This window comes from Thermus igniterrae ATCC 700962, from assembly GCF_000376265.1.
In the GTDB taxonomy this organism is placed as follows: Bacteria; Deinococcota; Deinococci; order Deinococcales; family Thermaceae; genus Thermus; species Thermus igniterrae.
Genome location: NZ_AQWU01000026.1, coordinates 1 through 9,516, shown reverse-complemented (window position 1 = coordinate 9,516; position 9,516 = coordinate 1). Strand labels below are relative to the sequence as shown.

The following is a 9,516-nucleotide window of genomic DNA, read 5'->3' as shown; positions in this document are numbered from 1 at the left end:
TTATACCCTTGACTTTCATAGGCTCAATGGTATACCATTCCCCCTAACCCCCGAGGGGGGAAAGGAGGTCCGGGCATGGGAGAGGAAGCCAAAGCCAAGCTCCCTGAAGTGGTGGAAGCCGAGATTCAACGTCTCGAGGCCATGATCGCCCGCCTCGAGGCCGGGGAGGAGGACCCCGAGGACTTCTGGGTCTACCGGCTGAAAAACGGCATCTACGGCATCCGGGGCCGGCCCGAACACCACATGATCCGGATCAAACTCCCTGTGGGCAAGGTGACCCCCGAGGCCCTGCGGGTACTGGCGGACGTGGCGGAACGGTACACGGAAAACCGCCTAGTCCACGTGACCACCCGCCAGGCGGTCCAGCTCCACCACGTGCACCGCCGGGACGTGCCCAAGGTCCTCCGGGCGGTGAACGCCGTGGGCCTGACCACCCGCGAAGCCTGTGGGCACTCCATCCGGGCCATCACCTGCTGCCCCTTTGCCGGAGTCTCCCCAGAGGAACCCTTTGACGTAACCCCTTACGCAGAGCAAACCTACCGCTACTTCCTCCGCCACCCCGTGGGGCAGAATCTACCCCGCAAGTTCAAGATTGCCTTTGAGGGGTGCGCCACCGACCACGCCCGCACGCCCATCCACGACATCGGCGTGGTAGCGGCCCTGGAGGGGGGAAGGCGCGGCTTTCGCATCTACGTGGGCGGCGGCCTGGGGGCCGCCCCCATGAGCGCCGAGCTCCTGGAAGCCTTCACCCCGGAGGAGGACCTTCTGCCCACCCTGCTGGCCATCATCCGCCTCTTCGACCGCTACGGCAACCGCAAGGTCCTTACCCAAGCCCGGCTCAAGTTTCTGGTGAAGAAATGGGGCATCGCGGCCTTCCGGGAGGCCGTACGGGAGGAGAGGCGGCTGGTAAAACTAACGGCCAGCGGTGAGGACCTAAAGGCCTGGGCCCCGCCCCAAGACCCCCCGCCTCCCTCCCTGCCCTCTCCCCCCGCAAGGCCCTTCAGCTTCGCTCCGGGCTTTGACCGCTTCCGCCGTACCAACCTGGTGAGGCAAAAGCAAGCAGGCTTCTACACCGTGGTGGTGCGGCTACCCCTGGGGGACATCACCCCGGAGGGGCTGAGAGCGCTGGCGGACATCGCCGAAACCTACGCTGGGGAGGTACGGAGCGCCATCAGCCAGAACCTCCTCCTGCGCCACGTGCCCGAAAACGCCTTGGGTGGCCTCTACGAGGCCCTCCTGGAGGCCGGCTTGGCCTACCCCGAGGCCCACAGCCTCCTGGACATCACCCGTTGCCCCGGGGCGGACACTTGCAACCTGGCCATCACCCATTCCCGGGGGCTGGCCGAAGCCCTAGGAAACCGTCTGGAGAACCTGCCCCTGGCTCAGGACCCCGGGCTGAGGCCCCTGAGCCTCAAGATCTCGGGGTGCCCTAATTCCTGCGGCCAGCACCATATCGCCGACATCGGCTTCTACGGGGCAAGCCGCAAGGTGGGGGAAAGGGAAGTGCCCCACTACGTCCTGCTCCTGGGAGGGAGGACCCGGGAAGGAGAGGCCCGCTTTGGCCAGGTGGTGGGCCGCCTGCCCGCCAGACGGGTGCCTGAGGCGGTAGAGCGCATCCTTCGTCGCTTCCAGGCAGAGCGGCAGGACGGGGAAAGCTTCGCGGGTTACCTGGACCGGGTAGGGGTAGCCTCCTTCAAGCCCCTTCTGGAGGACCTCCAGGAGATACCCCCCTATGAGGAGGCCCCCGAGCTCTACCAAGACCTGGGGGCTGAAGGGGAGGTCTTCAGCGTGCAGCAGGGCCGGGGAGAGTGCGCGGTTTGAAGCTATGCGCATCGCTTACGCAGGTCTACGCCGCAAGGAGGAGTTTCGGGCCTTAGCCCAGAAGCTGGGTTTCTCTCCTCTTCTCCTCCCCACCCAGGCCACGGAGAAGGTGTTCCTCCCCGAGTACCAGGACCACCTCCAGGCCCTAGGAGAGGGCGTGGACCTCCTGGTGGCCACCACTGGAGTAGGGGTACGGGACCTGTTGCAGGACGGGGAGGCCCTGGGGCTGGACCTACGAGGGGTCTTCGCCAGGGCCCGGCGCCTGGCCCGGGGAGCCAAGGCCGCCCGGGTTCTCAAGGAAGAAGGCCTCCCACCCCACGCCGTGGGGGATGGCACCTCCCCAAGCCTCCTCCCCCTTCTCCCCCAAGGCCCCGGCCGGTCAGCCCTCCAGCTCTACGGCAAGCCCCTTCCCTTACTGGAGAAAGCCCTGGCCCAAAGGGGCTTCCAGGTCCTCCCCCTCATGCCTTACCGCCACCTGCCGGACCCTGCGGGAATCCGCCGCCTGGAGGAAGCCATCCTGGAGGAAGAGGTGGACGCCGTGGCCTTCGTGGCCGCCATCCAGGTGGAGTTCCTCTTTGAAGGGGCTCACCACCCCGCGGCCCTCCGGGAAGCCCTGAACACCCGGGTAAAGGCCCTGGCCGTAGGCCGGGTCACCGCGGACGCCCTGCGGGAATGGGGAGTGGAACCTTTCTACACAGACCCCACGGAACGCCTGGGGAGCATGCTCCAGGGGTTCCGGCGTGCCCTGGAGGAGGGATGGTGCACTACTTCCCCTTGATGCTGGATCTGAGGGAGCGGCCTGTTCTCCTCATCGCCGGCGGCCCCGAGACGGGAGCCAAGCTCCAAGGGCTCCTCGAGGCTGGGGCCCGCCTCACGGTCCTAGCGGAGGAGGACCATTGGGGCCTGAGCGCGTTAGCGGAGGAAAAGCGGCTCCGCTGGTTGCCTCGAGGGTACCGGGAAGGAGACCTGGAGGGGTTTTTCCTGGTGGTGAGCCACCCCAAGGACAAGGCCATCCACCCGAAGGTGAAGGCCGAGGCGGAAAGACGGCGGATCTTCCTGGTGGCGGTGGATGACCCCAAGAACGCCTCCGCCATTCTCCCCGCAGTGTTGCGACGGGGAGAGTTCCTGGTGGCCCTCTCCACCTCAGGGGCAGCACCCGCCTTGACGGTGAGGTTAAAGGAGCATCTCTCCCAGCTTTTTCCCCCGGTGTACGGGGAGCTGGTGGCCTATTTGCGCACCCTAAGACCCCACTTGGCCCAGATCCCGGAGTTTGAGGAACGGAAGCAGGTCTGGTACCGGGTGGTGGACCTAGCCCTGGAGGAGCTTCCCAAAAAGGGCCTGGAAGGGGCCAAAGCACGGATAGAGGAAACCCTGGAGGAGGTTTTGGCATGGACAAGGTAAAAGCAGCCCAGGAGATTATCAAGGAGGCCTTGGCTAGAGGACAGAACCCCTGCTTTACCTGCAGCTTCCAGGCGGAAGACGTGGTGGTTCTCCACCTTCTCCTCAACCAAAGGCCCGACATCCCCGTGCTCTTCCTAGACACGGGCTACCACTTCCCCGAGGTCTACGCCTATCGGGATGCCTTGAGGGAACAGCTTGGCTTCCACCTGGTGAACCTGGTTCCCGCCCTGAGCGTGGAGGAGCAGGAGGCCCGCTACGGCCGGCTCTACAAAACCGATCCCCAGCGCTGCTGCCAGATGCGCAAGGTGGAGCCCCTTTTCCAGGCCCTGAAGGGGTATGATACCTGGTTCACCGGACTCAGACGGGAGCAGTCCCTCACCCGCGCCCATCTGAAGCCTGTGGAGCAGGCCGTTCTTCCCTCGGGCCACCAGCTTGCCAAGATAAGCCCCCTCTACGACTGGACCCTCAAAGAGGTGTTCGCCTACCTGGCCGTGGCTGACCTCCCGCACCTCCCCCTTTACGACCAGGGGTACCTCTCCATCGGTTGCGCCCCTTGCACGCAAAAGCCCTTGGACCCTTCCAATCCCCGCTCAGGACGCTGGGCCGGCAAGGGGAAGCTGGAGTGCGGCATCCACTTGCACGGGAAGGAGGGTTAGATGGAGTTTCTTTTGGGCTTCCTCATTGCCTTGGCCATAGGGATCACAGGGGTAGGAGCCGGAACCATCACCGCCCCTCTGCTAATCCTCCTCTTAGGGCTTCCCCCGGAGGTGGCGGTGGGCACTGCCCTTCTCTTCGGCTTTCTGGTGAAAGTACCCGCAGGAGCAGTCTACCTCCTGCGGGGCCAGGTGGCAGGAAAGGTTCTAGGCCTCCTTCTCCTTGGGGGGCTTCCTGGGGTATTCCTGGGAAGCCTCACCCTCACGCACCTTAAAGGGGCAAAGGACCTTGTTCTCCTGCTGGTGGGCCTCACCGTGGTTCTTTCTGCGGCGCTGGGGCTTTACCGGACCCTTAAGGGTTCCCCCGAAGGACGGGAAAGACCCCGGGTCCTACCCCCTGCTGCTTTTGGCATCAGCCTCGAGGTGGGCTTCTCCTCCGCGGGGGCAGGCGCCCTGGGAACCCTCCTCCTCCTCTGGGCCACCCGGCTTCCTCCCCAAAAGGTGGTGGGCACGGACATCCTCTTCGGCCTAGCCCTTTCCCTCCTCGGAGGCGGGGTGCACCTCTACTTCGGCCAGGTGGCCCCGGACCTCCTCCTGGCCCTGAGCCTAGGCGGGGTAGCAGGGGCGGCCCTGGGGGCTCTTTTAGCCACTTGGATGCCCAAGAAGCCTCTGCGGATTGCCCTTCTCCTCTGGCTCCTCTTCATCGGTGCCCAAATACTCTACCGGGGGGTGGCCCATGGGTAGGGTGTACCTGGTGGGGGCAGGCCCCGGGGACCCCGAGCTCCTCACCCTGAGGGCCTACCGCCTCCTACGGGAGGCCCCGGTGGTTCTCCACGACCGGCTGGTGGACCCACGGATTCTGGCCCTAACCAAGGGGAAACGGGTCTATGTGGGCAAGGAGGAGGGGGAAAGCGGCAAGCAGGAAGAAATCCATCTTCTCCTTCTCCGCTACGCCCAAGCCTACCCTTGGGTGGTCCGGCTCAAAGGAGGGGATCCCTTCGTCTTCGGCCGGGGCGGGGAGGAGGTTTTGTTCCTCCTCCAGCACGGGATCCCCGTAGAGGTGGTACCCGGGATCACCAGTCCCTTGGCCTCCGGAGTTCCCCTCACCCACCGGGGGATGGCGGAGGGGTTTGCCGTGGTCTCTGGAGTACTGCAGAGCGGAGGCTTCCCCGACCTCGCCCCCTACGCCCGGGTGCCCACCCTGGTGGTCCTCATGGGGGTGAGGCGGCGGGTCTGGATCGCCCAGGAGCTCCTGCGGCTAGGGCGCAGGGGGGACGAGCCCACCCTCTTCGTGGAACAGGCCACCACCCCCCAGGAACGCCGCGTACCGGCCACCCTGGAAGAGGTGGCCGCAGGAAAGGTGGAAGTTGGTTCTCCAGCCGTCTGGGTCGTCGGGGAAGTGGTGCGGGTCTTCAGCCATATTTCCAACAAAATTGGAACCCACCTTGTGGCGGGGGTCTAGGATGGCAGAACGCCTGCCCCAGATCGCCATTGGCGAGGACGAGCGGTTGGACCTGGAAAACCTGGTCACCGGGGCTTTCCATCCCGTAAAGGGCTTCATGACCCGGGAGGAAACCCTTTCCGTGGTCCATGAGATGCGCTTGCCCACAGGGGAGGTCTGGAGCCTCCCCATCCTCCTCCAACTTCCCGAGAAACCCCGGGTAGGCCCAGGGGACCGGGTAGCCCTGGTGCACCAGGGAGAGGCCGTTGGCCTCATGGAGGTGGCCGAGGCGTACACCCTGGATCTCAGGGCCTTGGCCCAGGCCGTCTTCGGCACGGAAAGCGAGGCCCACCCAGGGGTGGCCCGGCTCTACGCCAAAGGGCCCTACGCCATAGGGGGAAAGGTGACAGTCTTGAAGCCTAGGCCGAGGAGCCCTCTGGAGAAGACCCCCGAGGAAGCGCGAGCCTTTTTCCGAGCCCAGGGGTGGAAGACCGTGGTGGCCTTCCAGACCCGCAACGCCCCCCACCGGGCCCACGAGTACCTGATCCGGCTGGGCCTGGAGTTGGCGGATGGCGTCCTAGTCCACCCTATCCTGGGGGCGAAGAAAGCGGACGACTTCCCCACCGAGGTGATCGTAAAGGCCTACCAGGCCCTGGTGGAGGGCTTCCTCCCCCGGGAGCGGGTAGCCCTTTTCGGCCTGGCCACCCCCATGCGCTACGCCGGCCCCAAGGAGGCGGTCTTCCACGCCCTGGTGCGCAAGAACTTTGGGGCCACCCACTTCCTAGTGGGCCGGGACCACGCGGGGGTGGGGGACTTCTACGACCCCTACGCCGCCCACCGCATCTTTGACGGGCTTCCCCCCCTGGGCATCGAGATCATCCGGGTAGGAGCGGTCTTCTTCTGCCCTCTTTGCGGCGGCATGGCCTCGGAGCGGACCTGCCCCGGGGGGCACCGGGCCAAGCGGCTTTCCGTGAGCATGACCCAGGTGCGCCGTCTGCTTCGGGAGGGCCGGGAGCCACCCCCGGAGCTGGTGCGCCCCGAGCTCCTGCCCATTCTACGGGAGGGCCTGGGCTAGGAGGCGGGAGCGCCCGTACCCCAGGGCAGTCTTGGCTCCTACGCCGCTGTAGAAGGCGAACCGCCCCAGGGCCCAGAGCCAGCGGGCCTCCTCCTCGCTGGCTTTAGGCAGGTGGTAGACCACCTGGCCCACAAAGCCCACGGTGTCCACCTCGGTCTCCGCCTTCAGGGTGCGGCCCTGGAGGTGGCGCACCGTGGTCCTTTCCAAAAGGGCCTCCCGGATGGTCTCCGGGGCCTTTAAGGGGCCGAAGGCCTCGAGGCGCCGCAACAGGCTCTCCAGGACCAGCCGGGGCTCGGGCACGGGGTAGTGGACCCCCTTCCGCCGGAAGAAGGTGGGGCTGTAGAAGCGCAAGGGAAGGTCCCGCCCCGCCTCCCCCTGGAAGAGGCGGGCGTAGGTGGAAACCCCGGCCCAGGGGTGCCCCTCCTGCACCACCCCCCGCACGCGGAAGGGCTGGCCCAGGCGCACCTCTGCCCCCTCCAGGGCAAAGAGCCTGGGGGCCAGGCGGGCGTAAAGCTCCTCCCGCAGGAGGCTGAAGCGGGCCCAGTAAGCGCCCTCCCGGCCCCCCATCCCCAGGGCAAAGGGGTTTTCCCCCTGGTCGTGGACCTCGGGGGCCACCTCCTTGAGGAGGGTGTAGAAAAAACCCCTCAGGCCTATGGGTTCCGGGGGAGCCTCCCCCTCCAGGAGGAGCACCAAAGCGGCCAGGACCATGCTAAAACCCCAGGGGCACGGGCTCCAGGGAGGGCCTGGCCCCCGCCGCCAGGTCCTCCCCCAGGCGCTGGGCCAGGCTCAGGAGGGACTGGAGCTCCTTCTCCCTCGGCACCAGGAACCCGTGGACCAGCAGGGACTCGTTCCGGGCCTTGAGCACCCCCGAAAGGCCCATGAGGCGCTCCTGGGGCAGGGTGGCCAGGAGGGAGTCCCCCTTGAGGCGCAAGAAGGCCACCAGGTGGAGAAGGCCCAGCTTAGGGGGTACCTCCACTGCCTCCGGGGGAATCTGTAGGAAGCCCGCCAGGACCTCCCGCAGGCCCTGGGCTTCCTCAGGGGTGAGGCCCGGGGCCTCCGCCCGGCGGCCCAGGCGGCTCAGGCGCTCCTGCAGGAGGAGCTCCAGGGCCCGGTAGGCGTAGAGGGCCGCCAGGGGCGGGTTCTCTCCCCTGGCCCGTTCCGAAAGGCGCAGCAGGGTAGCCGCCAGGCCCAGCACCCCCTGGAGCTCGCCGAAGTCCCGGGTCCTCAGGAAGCGCTCCACGCCCTCCAGGAGGGCCACCTGGGCCTCGAGGTCCCCCCGCGCCCGGTTCAGGGGGTGGTTCAGCCACACATCCTGGGAAAGCCTGTCCAGGAGCTTTTTCCCCTGTTTGAGGGCCTCGGAAAAGTCCAGAGCCTGCCAGGCCCGGTACATACCGCTGAGAAGCGCATAAAGTTCATACTGGCGGTCCCCGGTGGACTCAACCAGCCTCCCAAAGTACGCCTGGGCCTTGGCAAACTCCCCCCGTTCGTAGAGCTCCCGGGCCAGGAAAGCGTCCACCCCTCCCAGGACCTCGTGGGGGTTGGGGAGGATGACCAGCCGCTCGGTACCCGCCCGGGGACGGCGGAGCTCGGGGTCGTAGGCCTCGTTGTCCACGTAGACCACGCGCACCTGGGGGAAGAAGCGCTGGAAGAAAAAGCCCGCGGCCGCCAGTCCCGCGCTCATGGCCTTGGTGCCGCTGGTGAGGTCCAGGGCCACGGGCACCTGCGGGTGCCTTTCCAGGAGGTCCTTCACGTGGCGGTAGATGGCCGCCACGTCGCTCTTGCCCACCTCCAGGGGGTAGAGGTCCTTGCCCGTGTCCCGCCTGAGGCGTTCCAGAAAGGAGGCGCTGTCCCGGGTGTGGATTACGTAGACCGTTTCCGCACCGGTCCCCAGGATGGCCAAAGCCGTGGCCTCGGGGCTTGTGCCCAGGGTGTGGACGGAGACGGCAAAAGGCTGCCGGCTAGGGTAGACCCTGGGTTGCCGGCGCCAAAGGTCCAGAAGGGCCGGCCAGACCTGCTCCTGGTAGAGGGTCTGAGGGTTGCCCCCGGCCCGAACCGCCTCCTTGTAGGCTTGCCAAACATTTTCCAACCCTTCATCGTGCATATCTACTAAAATACCCCAAACACCCCTCTATTCTGCGCCGGAAACCTAGGCTCCATCCCGAAGGGTACAGAAGGCGTCATTCCCCCTTATGTTCAGGTAACAATAAAAGGCTGCACTTCGTAAAAAGGTCCCACCCCAAGCACCTCTACTTTTCCAGAAACGGAATAAATACGCAGAGAGTCCTGAGTGAGGTCTAGTAGCCTACGAGCACGCGCCTTCAAATCAGAAAGCAAGGACTCGTCCAAATAGCATTCAAACACAGAAAGCTGGACTCTTTCTCCATAGCTTTTCAAAAGAGCGGCCAATTTAATCCTTCGGGTATCGTCTGGTACGTCATAGCTGATCACGTAAAGACGTTTCATAGGCTAAAGCCTAGCATTCTAAGCAATGGTGATCCTCATTATGAAGCCAAGGCTTTTGCATCTGCGCGATGACGGGCGCGTATACCCTTAAAGACTGTACCCTTCGGATAGCAATCCCCTTACGGGGCTAAGACTTTTGCAACTGGTGGTCACCACGGGGGGTGCTGAGGGTACCGACTCGGTGGGATAGCAATCCCCTTACGGGGCTAAGACTTTTGCAACTTGCACTCCTCCTGCGGGCCCAAGTTAAGCGGGCTCGCAAATAGCAATCCCCTTACGGGGCTAAGACTTTTGCAACCTCAAGGAGGAGTTTGGCGAGGAACTGGCCAAAGTCAGGGAATAGCAATCCCCTTACGGGGCTAAGACTTTTGCAACTCTACCCCCTCCTCTACATCGTCCTGGACGGGGTTCTCAGAGGGGGGGTTTGTGAGAAAGATGAAGTCTGGAATATGCACACGGCGTATAGAGGGCATTTTGCGGGGTTTGGGCCCATGCTCACGGCCATGCGGGCCGTACGATGAGAAGGGAAAAGTGCATATTTCCCTTGCCCAAGGCAAAACCCTTTTTCAAGATCCCCGTCCGAGGGTTCGGACACCCTCAGTATAGCACCTTACTGGAAGCATGTACTTGGTCAAAATCTGTGCCCAAAAAGCCCTTCGCCA

The 9,516-nt window shown here is 64.9% G+C and carries 10 protein-coding genes; 7 read left to right on the top strand and 3 right to left on the bottom strand.

The genetic code is table 11. The features are described 5' to 3' along the window. The first annotated feature begins 75 nt into the window (after nt 1-75). Genes B128_RS0100730 through sat form a run of 7 tightly spaced genes read left to right on the top strand, consistent with a single transcriptional unit; the run spans nt 76 to nt 6,391 of the window. A complete protein-coding gene (locus B128_RS0100730; protein ID WP_018110393.1) occupies nt 76-1,821 on the top strand; it encodes a nitrite/sulfite reductase in 1,746 nt (581 codons plus the stop codon). A gap of 4 nt (nt 1,822-1,825) precedes the next feature. Then, a complete protein-coding gene (locus tag B128_RS0100725) occupies nt 1,826-2,599 on the top strand; it encodes a uroporphyrinogen-III synthase (RefSeq protein ID WP_018110392.1) in 774 nt (257 codons plus the stop codon). Further along, the gene (locus tag B128_RS0100720) at nt 2,578-3,222 is read left to right on the top strand and encodes a precorrin-2 dehydrogenase/sirohydrochlorin ferrochelatase family protein (protein ID WP_018110391.1); all 645 of its coding nucleotides are present in this window, start codon (nt 2,578-2,580) and stop codon (nt 3,220-3,222) included. The genes B128_RS0100725 and B128_RS0100720 overlap by 22 nt, the downstream gene beginning before the upstream one ends. Next, nucleotides 3,210-3,878, top strand: coding sequence for a phosphoadenylyl-sulfate reductase (locus B128_RS0100715; protein ID WP_018110390.1), 669 nt, complete (start codon nt 3,210-3,212; stop codon nt 3,876-3,878). Before B128_RS0100720 ends, B128_RS0100715 begins: the two co-directional genes overlap by 13 nt. Further along, entirely contained in the window at nt 3,879-4,619 is a 741-nt protein-coding gene (locus tag B128_RS0100710) for a TSUP family transporter (protein WP_018110389.1), read from the top strand. Further along, on the top strand, nt 4,612-5,337 hold the full coding sequence (cobA, locus tag B128_RS0100705) for a uroporphyrinogen-III C-methyltransferase (RefSeq protein ID WP_018110388.1): 726 nt from the start codon (nt 4,612-4,614) through the stop codon (nt 5,335-5,337). Before B128_RS0100710 ends, cobA begins: the two co-directional genes overlap by 8 nt. A 1-nt stretch (nt 5,338) precedes the next feature. After that, a complete protein-coding gene (sat, locus tag B128_RS0100700; protein ID WP_018110387.1) occupies nt 5,339-6,391 on the top strand; it encodes a sulfate adenylyltransferase in 1,053 nt (350 codons plus the stop codon). On the opposite strand, the gene cas6 is transcribed toward sat, so the two are convergent. The 3 genes from cas6 to cas2 form a co-directional block, all read right to left on the bottom strand. Further along, nucleotides 6,371-7,099, bottom strand: a complete 729-nt coding sequence (gene cas6, locus B128_RS0100695) for a CRISPR-associated endoribonuclease Cas6 (RefSeq protein ID WP_018110386.1) — start codon at nt 7,097-7,099, stop codon at nt 6,371-6,373. The genes sat and cas6 overlap by 21 nt on opposite strands. 1 nt (nt 7,100) lies before the next feature. Next, the gene (locus B128_RS0100690) at nt 7,101-8,492 is read right to left on the bottom strand and encodes a TIGR02710 family CRISPR-associated CARF protein (RefSeq protein WP_018110385.1); all 1,392 of its coding nucleotides are present in this window, start codon (nt 8,490-8,492) and stop codon (nt 7,101-7,103) included. A 92-nt stretch (nt 8,493-8,584) separates the two neighbouring features. Beyond that, nucleotides 8,585-8,854, bottom strand: a complete 270-nt coding sequence (gene cas2, locus B128_RS12525; protein ID WP_083922059.1) for a CRISPR-associated endonuclease Cas2 — start codon at nt 8,852-8,854, stop codon at nt 8,585-8,587. Nucleotides 8,855-9,516 lie beyond the last annotated feature (662 nt).